Below are 21,513 nucleotides of genomic sequence, written 5' to 3'. Positions count from 1 at the left end.
CGGTCACCGGCCAGCCGGTGTGACGGCGCGCACGTTGCGTAACCACCCTCCCGGCAGTGCACTGGAGGCATGCTGACGCGAATCGACCACATCGGGATCGCCTGTTTCGACCTGGACAGGACCGTCGAGTTCTACCGTGCGACCTACGGTTTCGAGGTCTTCCACTCCGAGGTCAACGAGGAGCAGGGTGTCCGTGAGGCCATGCTCAAGATCAACGACACCTCGGACGGCGGGGCCTCGTACCTCCAGCTCCTGGAGCCCACCCGGGAGGACTCGGCGGTGGGCAAGTGGCTCGCCAAGAACGGCGAGGGCGTGCACCACATCGCCTTCGGCACGGCGGACGTCGACGGGGACGCCGAGGCCATCCGTTCCAAGGGCGTCCGGGTCCTCTACGACGAGCCGAGGACCGGCTCCATGGGCTCCCGGATCACCTTCCTGCACCCCAAGGACTGCCACGGCGTCCTCACGGAACTGGTCACCTCGGCGAAGCCGTCCGCTGACCACTCCTCAGCGGAGCACTGACCTCCGGATTCCTGGCCCGGTAGAGTGGGCGACTCCGGGCCGGGGCCGGTCGGGGCCGCTCCGTGCGGCACCGAAGTCGGGATGTCGGGGTCGTCCGATCTGCCACGATTCCCCGGGGGTCCGTCCTCGGCCGTGAGGGCGGTGCTCGTAGGAGTGTTGCGACCAGGGGACGGATGGACCGCGCAGTGCGGGGCTACGAACGCCAGGAGAGCCACCGAGCTGAAGACGACCATCTCGCCCGGTTCGAAGCCGAGATGGACCGGCTGAAGACCGAGCGGGAGAAGGCCGTTCAGCACGCCGAGGACCTCGGTTACCAGGTCGAGGTCTTGCGTGCCAAGCTCCACGAGGCGCGCCGCACCATCGCGTCCCGGCCCGCGTACGACAGCGCTGACATCGGCTACCAGGCCGAGCAGCTGCTGCGGAACGCGCAGGCGCAGGCCGAGCAGCTGCGCCAGGACGCCGAGCGCGAGCTGCGCGAGGCCCGCGCCCAGACCCAGCGCATCCTCCAGGAGCACGCCGAGCACCAGTCCCGGCTCCAGGCCGAGCTGCACAACGAGGCGGTCCAGCGCCGCCAGCAGCTCGACCAGGAACTCAACGAGCGCCGGCAGACCGTCGAGGCGCACGTCAACGAGAACGTCGCCTGGGCCGAGCAGCTCCGCGCCCGCACCGAGTCCCAGGCCCGCCGCCTGATGGAGGAGTCCCGCGCGGAGGCCGAGCAGTCGCTCGCCGCCGCCCGCGCCGAGGCCACCCGGCTCGCCGAGGAGACCAGCCGCCGCGTCGGCAGCGAGGCCGAGTCCGCCCGTGCCGAGGCCGAAGCGATTCTGCTGCGCGCCCGCAAGGACGCCGAGCGGCTCCTCGGCGCCGCCTCCAGCCAGGCGCAGGAGGCCACCAGCCACGCCGAGCAGCTCCGCTCGACCACCACCGCCGAGACCGACCAGGCCCGTCGGCAGGCCACCGAGCTCTCCCGCGCCGCCGAGCAGCGCATGCAGGAGGCCGAGGAGAAGCTCCGGCTCGCCCGCGCCGAGGCCGAGAAGTCCCTCGCCGAGGCCAAGGACGCCGCCGCCAAGCAGCTCGCCACCGCCGAGTCGGTCAACGAGCAGCGCACCCGTACCGCCAAGGCGGAGATCGCCCGGCTCGTCGGCGAGGCCACCAAGGACGCCGAGGCCCTCAAGGCCGAGGCCGAGGAGAAGCTCCGCGAGGCGAACGCCGAGGCGGAGAAGCTCGTCACGGAGGCCTCGGACAAGGCCCGTACGGCCGCCGCGGAGGACTCCGCCGCCGCCCTCGCCAAGGCCGCGCGCAACGCCGAGGAGATCCTCACCAAGGCGTCCGACGACGCCCGCGAGACCACCCGCAAGGCCTCCGAGGAGGCCGAGCGGATCCGCCGCGAGGCCGAGGCCGAGATCGACCGGCTGCGCTCCCAGGCCGAGGAGCGGGCCGACGAGCTGCTCGGCTCGGCGAAGGACGACACCAAGGAGTACCGCGCCAAGACGGTCGAGCTCCAGGAGGAGGCGCGGCGGCTGCGCGGCGAGGCCGAGCAGCTGCGCGCCGAGGCCATCGCGGAGGGCGAGCGGATCCGCGGCGAGGCCCGCCGCGAGGCCGTCCAGCAGATCGAGGAGGCGGCCAGCACCGCCGAGGGGCTGCTCACCAGGGCCCGCACGGACGCCGAGGAACTGCGCACCAAGGCCGGCGCCGAGAGCGAGCGGGTCAAGTCGGAGGCCGTCGAGCGCGCCCAGACGCTGCGGACCCAGGCCGAGGAGACGCTGGAGCGCACCCGCGCCGAGGCCGAGCGGCTGCGCGTCGAGGCCGAGGAGCAGGCCGACGCGGTGAAGGCGGCGGCCGAGCAGGCCGCCGACGGCATGCGCGCGGACGCCGAGCGGGCCGCCGAGGCCCGCCGCGCCGAGGCCGCCGACGAGCTGACCCGGCTGCACACCGACGCCGAGGCGAAGGTGGCGGCCGCCGGGGAGGAGCTCACCGACGCGCGCGCCGAGGGCGAGCTGATCCGGCGCGAGGCCGCGGAGGAGACCGAGCGGCTGCGGACCGAGGCCGCCGAGCGCATCCGTACGCTCCAGGAGCAGGCCGAGCAGGAGGCCGAGCGGCTGCGCGCCGAGGCCGCGTCGGACGCGTCCACCACGCGTACCGAGGCCGAGACCGCGTCGGTACGGCTCCGCAAGGAGGCCGCCGAGGAGGCCGAGCGCCTGCGGTCGGAGGCCCAGGAGACCGCCGACCGGGTGCGGGCCGAGGCCGCCGCGGCCGCCGAGCGGGTCGCCGCCGAGGCCGCCGAGGCCCTGGCCGCCGCGCAGGAGGAGGCCGTCCGGCGCCGCCGGGAGGCCGAGTCGACCCTGGAGTCGGCCCGTTCCGAGGCCGGCCGGGAGCGCGAGCACGCCCGCGAGCAGTCCGAGGAGCTCCTCGCCGCCGCCCGCAAGCGGGTCGAGGACGCCCAGACCGAGGCGCAGCGCCTGGTCGAGGAGGCGGACGCGCGGGCGACCGAGATGGTCACCGCCGCCTCGCGAGCCGCCCAGGAGGTACGGGACTCGGTGGCGGGTCTGCGCGAGCAGGCCGAGGAGGAGATCACCGGGCTGCGCAGCGCCGCCGAGCACGCGGCCGAGCGGACCCGTACCGAGGCGCAGGAGGAGGCGGACCGGGTCCGCGCCGACGCGTACGAGGAGCGGGAGCGGGCGTCCGAGGACGCGACCCGCGCCCGGACGCGTTCCCAGGAGGAGACGGAGGCCGCGAAGGCGCTGGCCGAGCGGACCGTCACGGACGCGCTCGCCGAAGCCGAGAAGCTGCGGGCGGACACCGCCGAGTACGCGCAGCGGATCCGGACCGAGGTGACGGACTCGCTGGCTTCGGCCGAGCAGGACGCGGCCCGTACCCGGGCCGACTCCCGCGAGGACGCGAACCGGATCCGTTCGGAGGCCGCCGAGCGTGCCGAGTCGCTGGTCGGCGAGGCCCGTACGGAGGCCGAGCGGATCGGCGCCGAGGCGGAGCGGGTCCTGGACGAGGCGCGTCAGGCGGCGGACAAGCGCCGCGGCGACGCCGCCGAACAGGCCGACGCACTCCTCGCCGAGGCCACCAGCGAGGCCGAGCGGATCACCCGCGAGACGAACGCCGAGGCCGAGCGGCTCACCGCCGAGGCGGTCGAGCTCATGGAGACCACCGAGCAGGACGCCCAGCGGCTCCGCACCGAGGCCGAACAGGTCAAGGCCGACGGGGAGGCGCACGCGGAAGCGCTGCGGGCGGCCGCGGTCGCCGACGGCGAGCGGGTCCTGGACGAGGCGCGTCAGGCGGCGGACAAGCGGCGCGGCGACGCCGCCGAACAGGCCGACGCACTCCTCGCCGAGGCCACCAGCGAGGCCGAGCGGATCACCCGCGAGACGAACGCCGAGGCCGAGCGGCTCACCGCCGAGGCGGTCGAGCTCATGGAGACCACCGAGCAGGACGCCCAGCGGCTCCGCACCGAGGCCGAACAGGTCAAGATCGACGGGGAGGCGCACGCCCAGGCCCTGCGGAACGCGGCCCTGGCCGACGGCGAGCAGGTCCTCGACGAGGCCCGCAAGGCCGCCGACAAGCGGCGCGGCGACGCCGCCGAACAGGCCGACGCACTCCTCGCCGAGGCCACCAGCGAGGCCGAGCGGATCACCCGCGAGGCGAACGCCGAGGCCGAGCGGGTCACCCGGGAGACCGGCGAGCTCGCCGACGCCGTCACGGCGGACGCGCGCGCCGAGGCCGAGGCGACGGTCGGCTCCGCGCGGCAGGACGCCGAGCGGATCCGTACCGAGTCGGAGCGGGTCAGGGCGGACGCCGAGGCGGCGGCCGAGCAGATGCGCTCGGAGGCCCGCGAGGAGGCGGACCGGACGCTCGACGACGCGCGGGAGGCCGGTGCCCGGAAGCGTTCGGACGCGGCCGAGCAGGCGGACCAGCTCATGGCCAAGGCCCAGGAGGAGGCGCTGCGCGCCACCACCGAGGCCGAGTCGCAGGCGGACACGATGGTCGGCGCGGCCCGCAAGGAGGCCGAGCGGATCGTCGCCGAGGCCACCGTCGAGGGCAACTCGCTGGTGGAGAAGGCCCGTACGGACGCGGACGAGCTCCTCGTCGGGGCGCGCGGCGACGCGACGGCCATAAGGGAACGGGCCGAGGAGCTGCGGGGCCGCGTCGAGGGCGAGATCGAGGAGCTGCACGAGCGGGCGCGCCGCGAGAACGCCGAGCAGATGAAGACGGCGGGCGAGCGGGTCGACAAGCTGGTGACGGCCGCGACGGAGCAGCGCGCCGAGGCCGAGGAGAAGGCCAAGGAGCTGGTGTCCGAGGCGAGTTCCGAGGCGAGCAAGGTCCGCATCGCCGCCGTCCGCAAGGCCGAGGCGCTCCTCAAGGAGGCCGAGCAGAAGAAGGCCTCGCTCGTCGCGGAGGCCGAGGGCATCAAGGCGGAGGCCGAGCGGATCAGGGCCGAGGCGGAGGCCGAGGCCGAGAAGACGGTCGAGGAGGGCCAGCGCGAACTGGAGGTGCTGGTGCGACGCCGCAAGGACATCAATGCCGAGATCTCCCGTGTCCAGGACGTACTGGAGGCGTTGGAGTCTTTCGAGACTCCGTCGGCCGGGGCGAAGTCGGCCGGGGCCGTGGGCGCCAAGGCGGGTGCGTCGGCGGGGTCCACTCGTTCGAGTGGCAAGTCCCAGGACGGCTAGCCACTCAAAAGGCTGGACATTCTCCAGATCAAACGGGCATACGCTCGATGACACGCCGCTTCGGCCCCTAGGATTCCCTCTAACACCTCACCGGTCTCATTCGACAGGAACCCCATGAGCGACACTTCCTCCCCCTTCGGCTTCGAGCTCGTGCGGCGCGGTTACGACCGCGGTCAGGTGGACGACCGCATTACCAAGCTCGTGGCCGACCGCGACAGTGCTCTGTCCCGTATCACCTCTCTGGAGAAGCGAATCGAGGAACTCCACCTCGAGACGCAGAACGCCCAGGCGCAGGTCACCGACGCCGAGCCGTCGTACGCGGGGCTCGGCGCCCGGGTCGAGAAGATCCTCCGGCTCGCCGAGGAGGAGGCGAAGGACCTGCGTGAGGAGGCCCGTCGCGCCGCCGAGCAGCACCGCGAGCTGGCCGAGTCGGCCGCCCAGCAGGTGCGCAACGACGCGGAGTCCTTCGCGGCCGAGCGCAAGTCGAAGGCCGAGGACGAGGGCGTCCGGATCGTCGAGAAGGCGCAGGGCGAGGCGAACACGCTGCGCGCCGAGGCGCAGAAGGACGCGCAGTCGAAGCGCGAGGAGGCGGACGCCCTCTTCGAGGAGACCCGCGCCAAGGCCGCCCAGGCCGCCGCGGACTTCGAGACCAACCTGGCCAAGCGCCGCGAGCAGTCGGAGCGGGACCTGGCCTCGCGTCAGGCGAAGGCCGAGAAGCGCCTCGCGGAGATCGAGCACCGCGCCGAGCAGCTCCGCCTGGAGGCCGAGAAGCTGCGTACGGACGCGGAGCGCCGGGCCCGCCAGACGGTGGAGACCGCGCAGCGCCAGGCCGAGGACATCGTGGCCGACGCGAACGCCAAGGCCGACCGGATCCGCAGCGAATCGGAGCGCGAGCTGGCGGCCCTGACGAACCGCCGGGACTCGATCAACGCGCAGCTGACCAACGTCCGCGAGATGCTGGCGACGCTGACCGGTGCCGCCGTGGCGGCCGCCGGCTCCCCGATCGACGACGAGCGCCCGGCCGGCGTCCCGGCCCAGCAGTCCCGCTGACGCACGCCCGGTAACAAGTACGTAGCGTTGCCCCTAACCCCTCGTCATTCCGGTGGCGGGGGGTTTTGCGCGCCCGTAGGTTGGGACGCATGATCGAGCTTGAGGGCCTGACCAAGCGCTACGGGGCAAAGACAGCGGTCGACCACCTCTCCTTCCAGGTGCGTCCTGGGGTGGTCACCGGCTTCCTCGGGCCCAACGGGGCGGGCAAGTCGACGACGATGCGGATGATGCTGGACCTGGACAACCCGACGAGCGGGACGGTCCGGATCGACGGCAAGCACTACCGGGAGCTGACGGAGCCGCTGAAGTACATCGGGGCGCTGCTCGACGCCAAGGCGATGAACGGCGGCCGCTCCGCGTACAACAACCTGCTGTGCCTCGCGCAGTCGAACCGCATCCCGGAGCGCCGGGTGAGCGAGGTCCTGGACCTGGTGGGTCTGACGCCGGTCGCCAAGAAGAAGTCGAAGGGTTTCTCCCTCGGCATGGGGCAGCGGCTCGGCATCGCGTCCGCGCTGCTCGGCGACCCCGAGATCCTGATGTTCGACGAGCCCGTCAACGGACTGGACCCCGAGGGAATTCACTGGATCCGCAATCTGATGAAGGCGTTGGCGGCCGAGGGCCGGACGATCTTCGTTTCCAGTCATCTGATGAGTGAAATGGCGCTGACGGCCGATCATCTGATCGTGATCGGCCAGGGAAAGCTGCTGGCCGACACGTCGATGGCGGATTTCATCCAGCAGAATTCCCGGAGTTATGTGCGGCTGCGTTCGCCGCAGCAGGAGCGCCTCCGGGACGTGCTGCACACCAATGGGTTCGTCGCGGTCGAGGCGGGCAACGGCACCCTGGAGGTGGACGGGGCGACGACCGAGAAGCTGGGTGAACTGGCCGCCGAGCACGGGCTCGTGCTGCACGAGCTGAGCTCCCAGCGGGCCTCGCTCGAAGAGGCCTTCATGCAGATGACGGCAGGTGCGGTGGAGTACCACGCGCACGGCACCGATGTACACGGTGGCGCCCCGGCGCCCGGCCCCCAGTGGGGCACGACCTCCCAGGGAGCCTGAACGATGGCAGCGGCATCCGCGGTCCTGCAGTCCGAGTGGACCAAGATCCGGACGGTGTCGTCGACCGTCTGGACACTGGCGAGCGCCCTGCTCGTCACGGTGGCGATCGGCGCGGCGCTGTCCGCGGTGTTCAACTCCACCTTCGACGACCTCAGCGAGGCGGAGCGGGCCACCTTCGACCCGACCCTGGTCAGTTTCTTCGGGATGACCCTGGGGCAGCTGGCGATGGTGGTCTTCGGTGTCCTGGTGGTGGGGACCGAGTACTCCTCGGGCATGATCCGCACCTCGCTGGCGGCCGTGCCGCAGCGCGCGACCTTCCTCTTCTCCAAGATCACGGTGGCGGGCGGGCTCGCGTTCGCCGTGGGGCTGGCGACGAGCTTCCTCGCCTTCTTCCTGGGACAGGCGCTGCTCGGTGAACACCGGGCCTCGATCGGTGACGAGAACGTGCTGCGGGCGGTGATCGGCGGGGGGCTCTACATGGGCCTGATCGCGCTGTTCTCCATGGGTGTGACGGCGATGCTGCGCTCGTCGATGCTGTCGCTCGGCATCCTGATGCCGTTCTTCTTCCTGGTCTCGCAGATCCTGGCGGCCGTGCCGAAGGTCAAGGAGGTGGCCCGCTACTTCCCGGACCAGGCCGGCGCGAAGATCATGCAGGTCGTGCCGGACGCCATGAACACGGAGGAGGCTCCGTACGGCCCGTGGGGCGGACTCGGGATCATGGTCCTCTGGGTGGTGGCCGCGCTGCTCGGCGGCTACCTGGTGCTGAAGAAGCGGGACGCCTGACCGTCCGGGGCCCGGAGACGGCGGCCCGGAAGCTGTGACGGGGGACGGCGCCCGGAGACGACGCCCCACCGTCCGGGCCCGGAGACGGCGGCCCGGAAGCGGTGACGGGAGACGGCGCCCGGAAGCGGTGCCCCGGGGCCCCGTCCCCTGGGGGAGAACCCCGACGTTCCCCTGGAGACCGCCCGGAGGCCGTCTCCACTTCGCCGGAACCGTCAACGGCTGGATAAGCTCCTAGCTCATACGGGGGGCTCCGGCCGACGGCCGCCACGCCCCGACATGGATGCGATCGACCTGTCGATGGGGCTGGAGAATGATCGAGGCAGTCGGCCTGACGAAGCGCTACGGCGCCAAAACGGCCGTGTACAACCTTTCCTTCCAGGTGAGGCCCGGTGTCGTCACCGGGTTCCTGGGACCCAACGGGTCGGGCAAGTCGACCACGATGCGCATGATCCTGGGGCTCGACCAGCCCACCACGGGTCATGTGACGATCGGCGGCCACCCCTTCCGGCAGCTGCCGAACGCGCCCCGTCAGGTCGGCGCGCTCCTCGACGCCAAGGCCGTGCACGGCGGGCGGAGCGCGCGCAGCCATCTGCTGTCGCTCGCGCAGCTCGCCGGCATCCCGGCGCAGCGCGTCGACGAGGTCCTCGGGGTCGTCGGCCTCCAGGACGTGGCGAAGCGGCGCTCCAACGGCTTCTCGCTCGGCATGGGCCAGCGGCTCGGCATCGCGGCGGCGCTCCTCGGCGACCCGCAGGTGCTGCTCTTCGACGAGCCGGTCAACGGTCTGGACCCCGAGGGCATCCTCTGGGTCCGCAACCTGATGAAGAAGCTGGCCTCCGAGGGGCGGACGGTCTTCGTCTCCAGCCACCTCATGAGCGAGATGGCCCTCACCGCCGACCACCTGATCGTGATCGGCCGCGGCCAGCTGCTCGCCGACATGAGCGTCACCGACTTCATCTCGGCGAACTCCGCCGACTTCGCCCGGGTGCGGACCCCCCAGACCGATCCGGGTCAGCGGGAGAAGCTGACGGCGGCCCTCATGGAGGCCGGCGGCCAGGTCCTCTCCGAGCCGGACGGCGCGCTGCGGGTGACGGGTCTGCCGCTGCCGAGGATCAGCGACCTGGCGCACGACGCGGACGTACGGCTCTGGGAGCTGTCCCCGCACCAGGCCTCCCTCGAAGAGGCGTACATGCGGCTGACGCAGGGCGCCGTGGACTACCGCTCCACCGACGACCGCCTCGCGCACCTCCAGCCGCCGGTCCAGCCCGGTCACCCCGGCTACGGGATGCCGCCGCAGCAGCCGGTCCAGGACGTGCCGCAGCAGGGCTGGTACGCGCCGCCGCCGCCCGGGCAGAACCCGTACGCCGGTGCTCCCGGCCAGGCTCCCGCGCCGGGCCCGTACGCCCCTCCGGCCGCCTCGCAGCCGGGCACCCCTCAGCCGAGCGACACCACCAAGGACGCCCGATGACCGCCCCCGCCCAGCACCACGCTCCGGCGCCGCACTCCTACGTCTCCCCCATCCCGGTCCGCAGGGCGAACCTCGGTGACGCCCTCGCCTCCGAGTGGACGAAGATCCGCTCGGTGCGTTCGACGCTGTGGACGCTCGGTGTCATGGTCCTGCTGATGCTCCTCATCGGCCTGGGGGTGGCGGCCATCGCCGCGAGCTCCGAGGCCCCGATGGGCGACGAGTCCGCGCTCGGCTTCGGGTTCTTCGGGATGCTGCCGGCCTCGATCTGCGTGATCACGCTCGGCGTGCTGACCATCGCCTCCGAGTACGGCACCGGCATGATCCGTACGACCCTGACGGCCTGCCCGAGCCGGGCGCGGGTGCTCACGGCGAAGGCGATCGTCTTCTTCCTGCTCGTCTTCACGGTGACGACGGTGGTCGCCGCGATCGTGGGCGCGGGGCAGGTCGCCCTGGTGGACTCGGCGGACGCCCCGACGGCGGGCGAGTGGCTGCGGGCGACGGTCGGCGCGGGCGCCTACCTGGCCATGCTCGGGCTGCTCTCGCTGGCGCTCGGCACGCTCATCCGGCACTCGGCGGGCGCGATCACGGTGATGATCGGTCTGCTGCTGCTGCCGCTGGTGGCGGCGATGTTCATGTTCTCCGAGGCGCTGAAGTCGGTGCAGGAGTGGCTCTTCACGTACGCGATCCCCTCGCAGATGATCGCGCTGTACGCCGCGCAGCCGCCGTTCGGTGACAAGGGTCCCGCGGGCTGGGAGCCGCTGCTGATCATGACGGGGGTCGCGGGGGTCGCGCTGGCCGGCGCCTTCGCGCTGCTCAACAGCCGGGACGTGTAGGGCCGGTCCACCGGCGCCCGGGCCCCGCGGCCCGGGTCCACCGGTCGGGTTCTCCCGGCCGGGGCCCACCGGCCGGTTCTTCCGGTCCGGTTCTTCCGGTCCGGTTCTTCCGGTCCGGTTCTTCCGGTCCGGTTCTTCCGGTCCGGTTCTTCCGGTCCGGTTCTTCCGGTCCGGTTCCTCCGGCTCAGTACTTCGGCGCGTTACGGGACCGCTGCACCCTGCTGGTGCGGCGGTCCTTCGCGCTCCAGCACGCCTTGTGCCAGTGGCGCCGGTCGTCCACTCCGCCGTACTCGGGCCAGGCCACCACGTGCGGGGCGCCGCCCGGGATCTCCTGGTCGCAGCCGGGGCAGCGGTAGCGCTTGCCGGGTGCGCTCGCCCCGGCGACGAGGCGGACGAACCACTCCTCGCCCTGCCAGGTCTCGGTGCGCTGCGCGCCGCCGTACCGGTCGTCGTTGTCGCCCTGCTGCTGCAAGGGCTTCTCGCCGCCTCGGGAGCGGTTGTGGCGCGGGGACACGGGCACACCTCACGGGGTCTGGGAACACGGACCGTTCTCTCAAGCCTACGGGCCGCGACACGGTGCCCCGGGCCCCCTCCGAGGCGGCTTAGCCGAAAATCGCAAGAACTTCATGAACGGCCGTTGCCTTTGGCACGTGTCAGACGTTGTTGCCAGTGCGAGGGGAGATACGCGTCGGCCGCAAGGAGGCAGAAGGCGATGCGCGTGGGTACGTTCGTTCTGGCCGCCCAGTTCCCGGGCCAGGGACAGGGTGAGGCCCTGCACCGGGCGGTGCGGACCGCCGAGGTCGCCGAGGAGGCGGGGCTCGACTCGGTCTGGCTGGCCGAGCACCATTTCGTGCCGTACGGGGTCTGCCCGTCGGCCGTGACACTGGCCGCGTTGCTCCTGGGGCGCACGCGACGGCTGCGGGTGGGCACGGCGGTGAGCGTGCTGCCGACCGTCCACCCGGTCGCCCTGGGCGAGCAGGCGGCGCTGCTGCACCTCACATCGGGCGGCAGATTCACCCTGGGGGTGGGCCGGGGCGGCCCGTGGGTCGACCTGGAGGTGTTCGGCGCGGGCCTCGGCGCGTACGAGAACGGCTTCCCGGAATCGCTCGACCTGCTGCTGCGTTGGCTCACCGAGTCGAGCGTCGGCGCCGAGGGAGAACGATTCGCCTTCCGTGAGGTGCCGGTGGTGCCCCGCCCCGACGAGCTGATCGGCGGCGACCCCGCCCCCGAGGTCGTGGTCGCCTGCACCTCGCCGAGGAGCGTGAAGCTCGCCGCGGAGCGCGGTCTGCCGATGCTGCTCGGCATGCACTGCGGCGACGAGGACAAGGCCGAGATGGTCGCGGCCTGGACGCGGTGCGCGCGGGAGGCCGGTCGGGACCCGGACGAGATCGCGCGGATCGGGGCCTGCCACGTCTCGGCGGGGGTGGCCCAGCTCGCGGACCGGGGGGCCGACGCGGCCGAGGCGCTGGTGAAGGCGATGCCGGGCTGGCTGAAGCAGGGGCTCGACGCGCACGTGACGGTGGACGGGCGGCAGCGGGCGATGCGCGACCCCGTGGCGTACACGGAGCTGCTCTGCGGGCTGCACCCGGTGGGGACTCCGCGGCGCGCGGCGGACCGGCTCGCGGCGACCGCGGAGCGCACGGGCATCACGCGCTTCGCGCTGCTCGCCGAGGGCACGGGCGACCTCGCGGCGACCGAGGAGAACGTACGGCGGCTCGGCGCGGAGGTCCTGCCGCTGCTCGTCTGATGTGGAGCCGGAACCGTACGGACGGGGGGTGGCGGGGTCCGTACGGCACGGGGAGCGGTCCGTACGGGCGGGGCGTGGGACTGTGCTGCCGCTCCGGCACCTCCGCGCGGCGATGCGCGTCGACACGCATCGATCGCGTCTCCCGCGATGCGGAGCGGCAGCACCATGTCTCAGCAGTCGCGCAGTTCCGGCGACTGGTTCAGCAGCTGCCCCCGGACGGACGTGAAGCGGGCGAGCCGCTCGTCCACCGACGGGTCCAGCGGGAACACCGCCACCCGGTGGCAGTTCTGGAAGGCGAGACGCACCCCGAAGTGCCGCTGCAGCGCACCACGGATGGCGTCGCTGGCGAGCGCGCGCAGCAGCTGACCACGTGCCTGCTCATTCGGCGGCGGCGTCTGGTTGTCGGCGAACTCTCCGCCGTCGACCTTCAGCTGGGCCACCAGAGAACTGATCATCTCCCATGCGTAGGGCAGGGAGGTCCGGACGCAGTCGACGAAGTCGGCTTCGTCGACCTCGCCTCGCTCGGCCTGTTCCAACAGTGCCGGTGAGACGTCGAGCGACATGGGTTCTCCTCTCGCGACCCCGCGGACGGGGTCTTGCGGGCAGGGGCGAGGGCCGGGCCGCCCGCCACGCAGCGTGCACGGACGACGACCTCCAGCTTCCACGGTAAGCGCGCAGTCCTGACCGCACCAGGAGATTGGGAACACAACCGGCTGATAACCGACGGGTGTTCGGCTCAGGACCGCACCCCCGGCGTACCCGGCCGACGCCCGAATCGCGCGGACGAGCGCCCGTCTTGTAGCGTTGCCGACCATGCGTCTCGTCATTGCCCGTTGCTCCGTGGACTACGCGGGCCGGCTCACGGCCCACCTGCCCTCCGCACCCCGTCTGATCCTGATCAAGGCAGACGGCAGTGTCTCGATCCACGCGGACGACAGGGCGTACAAACCGCTCAACTGGATGTCCCCGCCGTGCACCCTCAAGGAGGGTGTCGACGCCGAGGCCGGCACGTGGACGGTGATCAACAAAGCGGGCGAGAAACTGATCATCACGATGGAGGAGATCCTCCACGACTCCTCGCACGAACTGGGTGTGGACCCGGGTCTCATCAAGGACGGCGTCGAGGCCCACCTCCAGGAGCTCCTCGCCGACCGCATCGAGACCCTCGGCGAGGGGTACACGCTGATCCGCCGCGAGTACCCGACCGCCATCGGCCCGGTGGACATCCTGTGCCGGGACTCGGACGGCGCGACGGTCGCGGTGGAGATCAAGCGGCGCGGCGAGATCGACGGCGTCGAGCAGCTGACCCGCTACCTGGAGCTGCTCAACCGCGATCCGCACCTGGCGCCGGTGCGGGGCGTCTTCGCGGCGCAGGAGATCAAGCCGCAGGCGCGGGTCCTCGCGACGGACCGCGGGATCGGCTGCGTGGTCCTGGACTACAACGCGATGCGCGGCATCGAGGACGACAAGCTGCGGCTGTTCTAGAGACGGCGGCGGTACGGGGAAGGCCCCGGGTGCGGTGAGCGCGCCCGGGGCCTTCCCCGTTCCCGTACTCCGGTACGTCCGTCAGGCGGGCGACTCCGGACCGGCCGGGTCGCCCGGGGCGGGCGGGCCGCCGAGGGTCGAGGAGGCGGAGTTGCTGGGGCTGTTCTCCTCCTCCGCCGGATCGGTGGTCGGCGGGGCCGTGGTCGGCGGAGCGGTCGTGGGCGGCTCGGTCGGAGACGTGGACGAGTCCGACGGGGTCGGCTTCGGCGGGGTCGACGTCGTCGTCGGACGCGTCGTCGTCGGACGCGGCGGCCGGGTCGACGGGCCCGTCGGCGGGGCCGTCGTCGTGGGGGCCGTGGTGGTGGTCGGGTCGTCCGAGGAGGACGGGGTGCCGGACGTGCCCGGAGTGCCGGGCGTGCCCGAGCCCGAGGGGTCCGACGGGGAGGCGCTCCCGGAGACGGAGGGGCCCGGGGAGCCGGAGCCGGTGGGGTCGCCGGACTCGCCCGGCTCCCCCGCCTCGCCCTCGGCCGGCTGCTCGCCGTCCTCGAAGCCCTCGTCGTCGGGGGCGCCCTCGGTCGCCGTGCTGTCGGAGGTGACGCGGTTGGTGGCCGGGTCCTCGCCGTTGCCCGAGGTGGCGCCGAGGGTCACCACGGTGCCGAGGACGGCGACCAGGAGCGCGCCCGCGCCGACGGCGGCGAGGTTGCGGCGCGCCCCGTTGAGGATGCCTCCCTTGAGGCTCGGCCGGCCGCCGCCTTCGGTGTCGGGGCGGGTGATGAGCGTGGGGCCCTCGGTGGCGAAGCCGGGGAAGCCGGGGGCCGGGGCCTTCGCGAGGCCACCCACGGGAGCGCCGGACAGCGGGGACGGCCGTACGGCTCCGCCCGGCAGCGGGGCCGTGGCGGGCTCGGGGGCCGGGCGGGCGGGGCGGGTGGCCGCCGGGCCGCGCGAGACCGGGGTGCCGCGCGGCGGGGAGACCGGCTCCTCGCCGCGGGCCGGGGTGGCGTGCTCCCCGGAGAGGTCGGCGACGAGGGCGAGCGCCCGGCGGCCGGCGACGGTGCCGCGCTTGTCGGCGATCACCCCGCGCATGCCGATGGAGGCCTCCAGCTCGGCGCGGGCCCGCTCCAGGTTTCCGGCGCACAGGGCGAGGACACCGAGCTCGTGGTGGAAGTAGGCCTCCTCCGCGACCTCCCCGGTGAGCCGGGCGGCCTCCTGTCCGGCGCGCAGGGCCCGCTCCCAGGCACCCCAGTGCAGGCCGGCGGCGAAGGCGGGCGCGGCGGCTCGGGCGAGGGAGACGGCGGTGGCCCGGCGCTCGGCACCGGTGGCCTCGTCGCCTCCGGTGGCGGAGACGAGGGCGCCCAGGGCGGCGAGGAGCGCGTCGGACTCGGCGGCGGCCCGCTCGGGGGTGACGGAGGGGTGGGCGGCCCACCAGGCGTAGTGCTGGGCGACGGTGTGGGCGCGGTCGGCGGCCTCGGCCTCGTACCCCTGGGCGAGGAGCTGGGTGAGGACCCCGGCGGCGAGCCGGTAGCGGGGGCCGACCGGGGAGAGCAGGCCGCAGGCCATGAGTTCGCCGAGGGCCGCGTCGGCGTGGGTGTCGCCGACCAGGGCCGGCAGATGCGCCTGGTGCGGTACCTCGCCGCCGAGGGCGACGGCGAAGCGCAGGGCGGTCTGGGCGGAGCGGCTGAGCCGGGAGGCGAGCAGCGCGGCGGGGGCGGCGCCCTCGCCGAGGCTGGGCAGGGGTATCTCCCGCAGTTCGACGTCGGGGTCGTCGATTCCGTCGAAGGCCGCCGCGGCGACGGCCGCGGCCGCGTCGGGGTCGGTCGGCCCGAAGGCCTCTTCGAGGGCGCCGAAGGCGTCGAACTCGGCGGGGGTGACGCGGAGCCGGTCGCGCTGGCGGAGCAGCGCCCCGGCCTGGACGAAGCGGAGCGGAAGGCCTTCGGACTCGAACCAGAGGTCGCCGGCCCAGTTGGCCTCGTCGTCGGTGAGGGTGCGGCCGACGGCGCTCTCCAGGAGCTTGAGGGCGGCGCCGCGGCCGAGGCCGGAGAGGTGGATCTCGTCGAGGTGCGCGTCGGGCGAGGGCGCGGGGGCGTCGGGTCCGGCGGCGAGGAGGAAGGCGCACTCGGGGGCGGCGGCGAGGAGCTCGTCGAGGGCGGCGCCGCCGAACTCCAGGTCGTCGACGACCACGACGGCACCGATCTCGCGGAGCCGGTCGAGGAGCTCGGTCCGGCCGGGCCGGTGGTCGGGGGCGTACCGGACGGCGGCGAAGAGCTCGTGGAGGAGTTCGGCCGGGGTGCGGTGGTGGCCGGAGAGCCGGACGACGCCGTCGGGGGCGAGGCCGGCGCAGTCGGCGGCGACCGCGTCGAGGAGGACGGTGCGGCCGGATCCGGCGGGTCCGGTGAGGCGGGCGGAGCGGCCGCGGCCGAGGACGGCGACGAGGCGCTCGCGCTGCTCCTGGCGTTCGAGGAGGGGCAGCTCGGGCGCGACCGGTCCCGGCGGGACGGGCGGGGCGGCGGCCTGGGCCGCCTCGGCGCGCTCCTCGGGGGTACGGGGGCGGGGGGCCGGCGGTTCCTGGCCGGGCGGGCAGGGTTCGATCTCGCTGCCGTCGACGGGGTTGACGGTGACGAGCAGGTCGCCGGAGACGAGCCGGACGACGCGGGCACGCGCGGGTGCGGGCGCGGGGGTACCGCGTCCCTGGCGGGCGTCGTCGCCCTCGGCGTCGTGTCCGTACTCCTCCGGCCCCCGGTTGATCGGGTCCATGGTCCAAGCCCCCAAGAAGCGGTGTCCGGTGCCCGCCGGGTGGGTCCGTCAATGTGCAGGCGACCGAACCCTAGACCGTGGCCAGGCGGGCGGGAACAGCTGGGGTGCCCCGGAGACCAAGACGTCATGGTCTTGTGAGGATTGGGTGTGACGCCTGGTTCACACAGCTGCTTCACACGCTCGCCGGTCCCGCGCGTCCCACCGGGTCCGGGCGCCCTCGCGCGTCCCACCGGCTCCGCGCGTCCGTGTGTCCCGTACGCTCCCGGCCGGCGCCGACCGGCGACGGCCTGCGGCACCTGGCGCCGACGACCGTCGACGACGACCGGGCGTCACACCCGGGGCAGGGACTCCAGCGCGAGGCCGCCCTCGATGGCGAGGATGCGGTGCAGCCGGGTGGCGACGAGGAGTCGCTGCATCTGGGGCGGCACCCCGCGCAGGACGAGACGCCGGCCGCAGCGGCCGGCCCTCCGGTGGGCGCCCATGATGACGCCGAGCCCGGTCGCGTCCCAGGAGTCGAGGCCGGTCAGGTCGAGCACCAGGTCGCCGACTCCGTCGTCGACGGCCGAGTGCAGGACCGTACGGGCGTCCGCCGCGCTGCGGACGTCGAGGCGGCCCCCGACGACCAGCTCGACATGGTCGCCCCTGATGTGCATATGCGCTCCCCGAGAGTGCTCCGTCTTCGCAACAACTGACTGCCGCACCGGCAGAAGCGTTGCGCCTTGTCAGCGAACCGGTACCGAAATTCACCCCACGGGGTGATGCGGGGTGGCGGGTACGGCTCAGTACTTGTAGAAGCCCTGCCCGCTCTTGCGGCCGATGTCACCCGCGTCCACCATCCGGCGCATCAGCTCCGGGGGCGCGAACTTCTCGTCCTGGGACTCCGTGTAGATGTTGTTGGCCGCGTTCACCAGGATGTCGATGCCGGTGAGGTCGGCGGTGGCGAGGGGGCCCATGGCGTGGCCGAAGCCGAGCTTGCAGGCGATGTCGATGTCCTCGGCGGTGGCGACGCCCGACTCCTGGAGCTTGGCGGCCTCGACGACGAGGGCGGCGATGAGCCGGGTGGTGACGAAGCCGGCCACGTCGCGGTTGACGACGATGCAGGTCTTGCCGACGGACTCGGCGAACTCCCTGGTGGCGGCGAGGGTCTCGTCGCTGGTCTTGTAGCCGCGGACGAGCTCGCAGAGCTGCATCATCGGGACCGGCGAGAAGAAGTGGGCGCCGACCACGGCCTCGGGACGCCCGGTCACCGCGGCGATCTTGGTGATCGGGATCGCGGAGGTGTTGGAGGCGAGGACGGCACCGTCCTTGGCGACCTTGTCGAGCGAGCGGAAGATCTCGTGCTTGACGTCGAGGTTCTCGAAGGCGGCCTCGACGACGATGTCGGCGTCGGCGACGGCCTCGAACTCGGTGGTGGCGGTGATGCGGCCGAGGGCGGCCTCCGCGTCGGCGGCGTCCAGCTTGCCCTTGGCGACGAACCGGTCGTACGACGCCTTGATGCCGTCGGTGCCGCGGGTCAGGGCGGCGTCGGTGACGTCACGCAGGACGACGTCCCAGCCCGCCTGTGCCGAGACCTGCGCGATGCCGGACCCCATGAGTCCGGCCCCGATGACGGCGAGCTTCCTGGCCACGATGTTCCACCCCTTAACGCCTGTTCACTTCTGGCTCTCCGGCGGAGATTAGCGGTCGGGAGGCGTCATGTGACCGTGAAGTAATGCGCGTCACGCCCTCTTTGACGGACGTCACACTCACAGCACCCCGTTCGGGCGCCCCCAGGGACGCCACATACCTCTCGGGGGTATATGACCGAGCGTGCCGCCCGTCCGCCGTCGCGTGTGGGGGGCGGCATCGGTCACCGCACGACACCGGCCCTGCCGTACGGGGTGCTCGCCGCCCTCGCCCTGTCGGCGCGCTCGCCGTGACGGTCGGCACACGGACGTTCCGCGGGGCCGGTGCCTCACTAGGCTGGACCCCATGGTCAATCTGACACGCATCTACACCCGCACCGGCGACCAGGGCACCACGGCGCTCGGTGACATGAGCCGGACCGCCAAGACCGATCTGCGGATCTCGGCCTACGCCGACGCCAACGAGGCCAACGCCGCCATCGGTACGGCCGTCGCCCTCGGGCAGCTCGACGAGGAGGTCGTGAAGGTCCTCGTCCGGGTCCAGAACGACCTCTTCGACGTGGGCGCGGACCTCTGTACGCCGGTGGTGGAGGACCCCAAGTACCCGCCGCTACGCGTCGAGCAGAGCTACGTCGACAAGCTGGAGGCCGACTGCGACCGCTTCCTGGAGGAGCTGGAGAAGCTGCGCTCCTTCATCCTGCCGGGCGGCACGCCCGGTGCGGCGCTGCTGCACCAGGCGTGCACGGTGGTCCGGCGCGCGGAGCGCTCCACCTGGGCGGCCCTCGAGGTGCACGGCGAGTCGATGAACACCCTGACCGCCACGTACCTCAACCGGCTGTCAGACCTGCTCTTCATCCTTGCGCGTACGGCCAACAAGGAGGTCGGGGACGTCCTCTGGGTCCCGGGCGGGGACCGCTGAGCCCTCGCCCGCCGGAGCCTTCTTCGGCCAGACCGCGTAGCTGAGCGCGATCAGGCCGTGGATGCCCGCCGCCCGCCAGGCGCCGAAGATCCAGCTCCGCAGCCCCTCGGTGTCGCCGTCGTCACCGACGTACCAGATCGCCAGGAGCAGCAGCACGGAGGCGACGGACGCGGCGACCACCGAGCCGAACCAGACCTTGGCCTCGTGGAGGGCTCGGGCCTTGCCGTACCGCGGCGGCTTCACGGGCGGCGGGGCGCCGCCGAAGCGGTGGGCGGCGTGACCGTCGAGCCACTTCACGGTGCGGTGGCCGTGACCGACGGTGTAACCGATGTAGAGGGCGGCGAGGCCGTGCTTCCAGCTGGGGTCGGCGCCGTTCTTCAGGTCGATCGCCGTGACGACGAGGAGGAGGACCTCCAGGAGCGGCTCGCACAGCAGCAGCGCGATACCCGTCCGGGGCATCTTCAGGAGGTAGCGGGCGGCGAGGCCGGCGGCCAGCAGGACCCAGAATCCGACCTCGCAGACGATGATCAACGTGACGATCACGACGGTTCCCCTTTCGGTCCCCCTCAGCGTCCCGCGCGATCCGGCCCGGTTCGTCGTCGCCGGTGACGAAGTACGTCTACATCCTTCGACGGAGGGGCGGATCGGCCCGGACGAGGAGGGCGGGGCGGGTACGGGCGTGTTGGATGAGTACGTGACTCTCCCCCGCCCGCACCGCTTCGACCTGCTCATGGGCTTCCTCGGGTTCTCCTGCGGACTGCTCCTGTGGTCCTTCGGGCTCTACACGACCGGCGACCGCCTCTTCGACCAGCGGTGGGCGACGCTGATCCCGCTCGCGGCGATGGCCTCGGCGGAGGCCGTGCGCCGGACGATGCCGCAGACGGCGGTGACCGTCGGCACGCTCGCGATCGTCGGCGACCAGTTCACCAACGGGAACCTGGTCACCGTCCTGATGTTCACGGACGTGGTCTACGCGGCCGTCGTGTACGGCAACCCCGCCACCGCCCGCCGGGTCCCCTATACGACCGGGCTCATCACGGTCGCGGTGACGGTCGGCTTCCTCGTCTGGTGGCAGAACGCCATCGCCCTGCTCGTCGGCGTGATCACCGGCATGATCTCCTTCATGCCCGCGATGACGGGCGCCGTCGTGCGCAACCACCGCGAGGCGGCGGACGCCGCCCGGCTGCGGGCCGAACAGACGGCCCTGCTCGCCGAGATGGACCGCGCGCAGGCCGTGGTCGCCGAGCGGGCCCGGATGGCGCGCGAGCTGCACGACATGGTGGCGAACCACCTCTCGGCGATCGCCATCCACTCCACGGCGGCGCTCTCCCTCGACGAACCGGCCACCACCCGGCAGGCACTCACCGTCATCCGGGAGAACAGCGTGGCGGGCCTGTCGGAGATGCGCCGCCTCATCGGCATCCTCAGGGACAGCAGCGGGGACGCGGAACCGGCCGCCGCGCCCACGCTCGCCGGCCTGGACACGCTGGTCGACCAGGCGCGGGTGAACGCCCGGCCGAGCGGACTCGTCCTCGTCCTGGAGGACACCCGGGAGAGCACGGCGGGGCTGCCGGCTCCGGTGGAGCTGGCCGCGTACCGCATCGTGCAGGAGTCGCTGACGAACGCGCTCAAGCACGCGGCGCCGGGCGAGGTCCTGGTGACGCTCGCCCGGGGGCAGGGAGCCCTCGCGGTCGAGGTGACCAGCCCGTACGGGGAGCGCCCCGGCCCGACGGCGCCGGGTTCCGGCGCGGGCCTGGTGGGGATGCGGGAGCGGGTGGCCCTGCTCGGCGGGGTCTTCGAGGCGGGTCCGGCGGCGGACGGCGGGGGACGGAAAGTGTGGCGGGTACGGGCGGAACTGCCCGTGGACGCGAGCGACGAGGAGCGGGCATGACAGTGCGGGTGGTGGTCGCCGAGGACCAGTCGGCGGTACGGGCGGGGCTGGTGCTCATCCTGGGCAGCGCGCCGGACATCGAGGTCGTCGGGGAGGCGGCGGACGGTGAGCGGGCGGTGGAGCTGGCGCGCGAACTCCGCCCGGACCTGGTCCTGATGGATGTGCAGATGCCCCGGATGGACGGGGTGACGGCGACCGGGATCGTCGTGTCGGAGGGGCTCGCCGACGTCCTGGTCCTGACGACCTTCGATCTGGACGCGTACGTCTTCGGGGCGCTGCGGGCGGGGGCCTCGGGATTCCTGCTGAAGAACGCGGAGGCGCGGGAGCTGATCGAGGCGGTGCGGACGGTGGCGCGCGGGGAGGGTCTGATCGCGCCGGCGGTCACCCGGCGGCTGATCGCGGAGTTCGCCGCGACGGGCCGTCCGGTGCGGGCGCCGTCGGGGACGGACCCGGCGGTTCTGGAGGCTTTGACTCCACGTGAGCGGGAGGTGCTGTCGACGCTGGGCCAGGGTCTGTCGAACGCGGAGATCGCGGTACGGCTCGACATGGCGGAGGCGACGGTGAAGACGCACGTCAGCAAGGTACTGGGGAAGCTGGAGCTGCGGAGCAGGGTCCAAGCGGCCGTTCTGGCACAGGAGTTGGGGGTGTAGCGGGCGTCACCGACGTTGGTCTGGACCTCTTGACGATTGGTCCAGACCTTCCTACGCT

The 21,513-nt window shown here is 72.9% G+C and carries 18 protein-coding genes; 12 read left to right on the top strand and 6 right to left on the bottom strand.

All coding sequences use genetic code 11. The annotated features are described in order from the left end of the window. Positions 1–69 precede the first annotated feature (69 nt). The 7 genes from mce (at position 70) to ABT129_RS02700 (ending at position 10,387) form a co-directional block, all read left to right on the top strand. The gene (mce, locus tag ABT129_RS02730; RefSeq protein ID WP_351895666.1) at positions 70–522 is read left to right on the top strand and encodes a methylmalonyl-CoA epimerase; all 453 of its coding nucleotides are present in this window, start codon (positions 70–72) and stop codon (positions 520–522) included. A 185-nt stretch (positions 523–707) separates the two neighbouring features. Next, complete coding sequence (gene scy / locus ABT129_RS02725; protein WP_351895920.1) at positions 708–5,198, top strand: polarized growth protein Scy; 4,491 nt, start codon at positions 708–710, stop codon at positions 5,196–5,198. Positions 5,199–5,312: 114 nt separating this feature from the next. After that, positions 5,313–6,248 carry a coiled-coil domain-containing protein gene (locus ABT129_RS02720; protein WP_351895664.1) on the top strand — a complete coding sequence of 312 codons (936 nt, stop codon included), beginning with the start codon at positions 5,313–5,315 and terminating at the stop codon, positions 6,246–6,248. A gap of 89 nt (positions 6,249–6,337) precedes the next feature. Further along, the gene (locus ABT129_RS02715) at positions 6,338–7,306 is read left to right on the top strand and encodes an ABC transporter ATP-binding protein (RefSeq protein WP_351895662.1); all 969 of its coding nucleotides are present in this window, start codon (positions 6,338–6,340) and stop codon (positions 7,304–7,306) included. A gap of 3 nt (positions 7,307–7,309) precedes the next feature. Then, the gene (locus ABT129_RS02710; protein WP_351895659.1) at positions 7,310–8,089 is read left to right on the top strand and encodes an ABC transporter permease; all 780 of its coding nucleotides are present in this window, start codon (positions 7,310–7,312) and stop codon (positions 8,087–8,089) included. 310 nt (positions 8,090–8,399) lie between these two features. Next, positions 8,400–9,554, top strand: a complete 1,155-nt coding sequence (locus ABT129_RS02705; protein ID WP_351895657.1) for an ABC transporter ATP-binding protein — start codon at positions 8,400–8,402, stop codon at positions 9,552–9,554. Next, positions 9,551–10,387 (top strand): ABC transporter permease, encoded by an 837-nt coding sequence (locus ABT129_RS02700; RefSeq protein WP_351895655.1) that lies wholly within the window; start codon positions 9,551–9,553, stop codon positions 10,385–10,387. The genes ABT129_RS02705 and ABT129_RS02700 overlap by 4 nt, the downstream gene beginning before the upstream one ends. Before the next feature lie 184 nt (positions 10,388–10,571). On the opposite strand, the gene ABT129_RS02695 is transcribed toward ABT129_RS02700, so the two are convergent. Then, entirely contained in the window at positions 10,572–10,901 is a 330-nt protein-coding gene (locus ABT129_RS02695) for an Rv1322 family protein (RefSeq protein WP_351895652.1), read from the bottom strand. A 198-nt stretch (positions 10,902–11,099) separates the two neighbouring features. Between ABT129_RS02695 and ABT129_RS02690 the strand changes: the two genes are divergently transcribed. Next, positions 11,100–12,134 (top strand): LLM class flavin-dependent oxidoreductase, encoded by a 1,035-nt coding sequence (locus ABT129_RS02690; RefSeq protein WP_351895650.1) that lies wholly within the window; start codon positions 11,100–11,102, stop codon positions 12,132–12,134. Between the two features lie 170 nt (positions 12,135–12,304). Here the strand turns inward: ABT129_RS02690 and ABT129_RS02685 are convergent, their stop codons facing one another. After that, the gene (locus ABT129_RS02685) at positions 12,305–12,697 is read right to left on the bottom strand and encodes an SCO5389 family protein (RefSeq protein ID WP_015036224.1); all 393 of its coding nucleotides are present in this window, start codon (positions 12,695–12,697) and stop codon (positions 12,305–12,307) included. 250 nt (positions 12,698–12,947) lie between these two features. On the opposite strand from ABT129_RS02685, the gene nucS reads away from it, so the two are divergent. Continuing rightward, the gene (gene nucS / locus ABT129_RS02680) at positions 12,948–13,619 is read left to right on the top strand and encodes an endonuclease NucS (protein ID WP_351895646.1); all 672 of its coding nucleotides are present in this window, start codon (positions 12,948–12,950) and stop codon (positions 13,617–13,619) included. A gap of 81 nt (positions 13,620–13,700) precedes the next feature. Here the strand turns inward: nucS and ABT129_RS02675 are convergent, their stop codons facing one another. The 3 genes from ABT129_RS02675 to ABT129_RS02665 all read right to left on the bottom strand — a co-directional run bounded on the left by ABT129_RS02675 (position 13,701) and on the right by ABT129_RS02665 (position 17,998). Beyond that, positions 13,701–16,370 carry an ATP-binding protein gene (locus ABT129_RS02675; RefSeq protein WP_351895644.1) on the bottom strand — a complete coding sequence of 890 codons (2,670 nt, stop codon included), beginning with the start codon at positions 16,368–16,370 and terminating at the stop codon, positions 13,701–13,703. 329 nt (positions 16,371–16,699) lie between these two features. Continuing rightward, a complete protein-coding gene (locus ABT129_RS02670) occupies positions 16,700–17,023 on the bottom strand; it encodes an STAS domain-containing protein (RefSeq protein WP_030210572.1) in 324 nt (107 codons plus the stop codon). Positions 17,024–17,149: 126 nt separating this feature from the next. Next, positions 17,150–17,998: a 3-hydroxyacyl-CoA dehydrogenase family protein gene (locus ABT129_RS02665; protein ID WP_351895641.1), complete on the bottom strand. Its 849-nt coding sequence runs from the start codon at positions 17,996–17,998 to the stop codon at positions 17,150–17,152. 343 nt (positions 17,999–18,341) lie between these two features. Here ABT129_RS02665 and ABT129_RS02660 point away from each other — a divergent pair, with 343 nt between their 5' ends. Continuing rightward, complete coding sequence (locus ABT129_RS02660; RefSeq protein ID WP_351895640.1) at positions 18,342–18,914, top strand: cob(I)yrinic acid a,c-diamide adenosyltransferase; 573 nt, start codon at positions 18,342–18,344, stop codon at positions 18,912–18,914. Here the strand turns inward: ABT129_RS02660 and ABT129_RS02655 are convergent. After that, positions 18,834–19,457: a hypothetical protein gene (locus ABT129_RS02655; protein WP_351895638.1), complete on the bottom strand. Its 624-nt coding sequence runs from the start codon at positions 19,455–19,457 to the stop codon at positions 18,834–18,836. The two genes, ABT129_RS02660 and ABT129_RS02655, sit on opposite strands and share 81 nt — an antisense overlap. Positions 19,458–19,608: 151 nt before the next feature. Between ABT129_RS02655 and ABT129_RS02650 the strand changes: the two genes are divergently transcribed. Further along, a complete protein-coding gene (locus ABT129_RS02650; protein WP_351895636.1) occupies positions 19,609–20,805 on the top strand; it encodes a sensor histidine kinase in 1,197 nt (398 codons plus the stop codon). Continuing rightward, complete coding sequence (locus ABT129_RS02645) at positions 20,802–21,455, top strand: response regulator (RefSeq protein ID WP_351895634.1); 654 nt, start codon at positions 20,802–20,804, stop codon at positions 21,453–21,455. The genes ABT129_RS02650 and ABT129_RS02645 overlap by 4 nt, the downstream gene beginning before the upstream one ends. Positions 21,456–21,513: the final 58 nt, after the last annotated feature.

Source organism: Streptomyces sp. NPDC002057 (assembly GCF_040296665.1).
Classification (GTDB): Bacteria; Actinomycetota; Actinomycetes; order Streptomycetales; family Streptomycetaceae; genus Streptomyces.
This window is presented reverse-complemented; position numbering and strand designations above follow the sequence as displayed.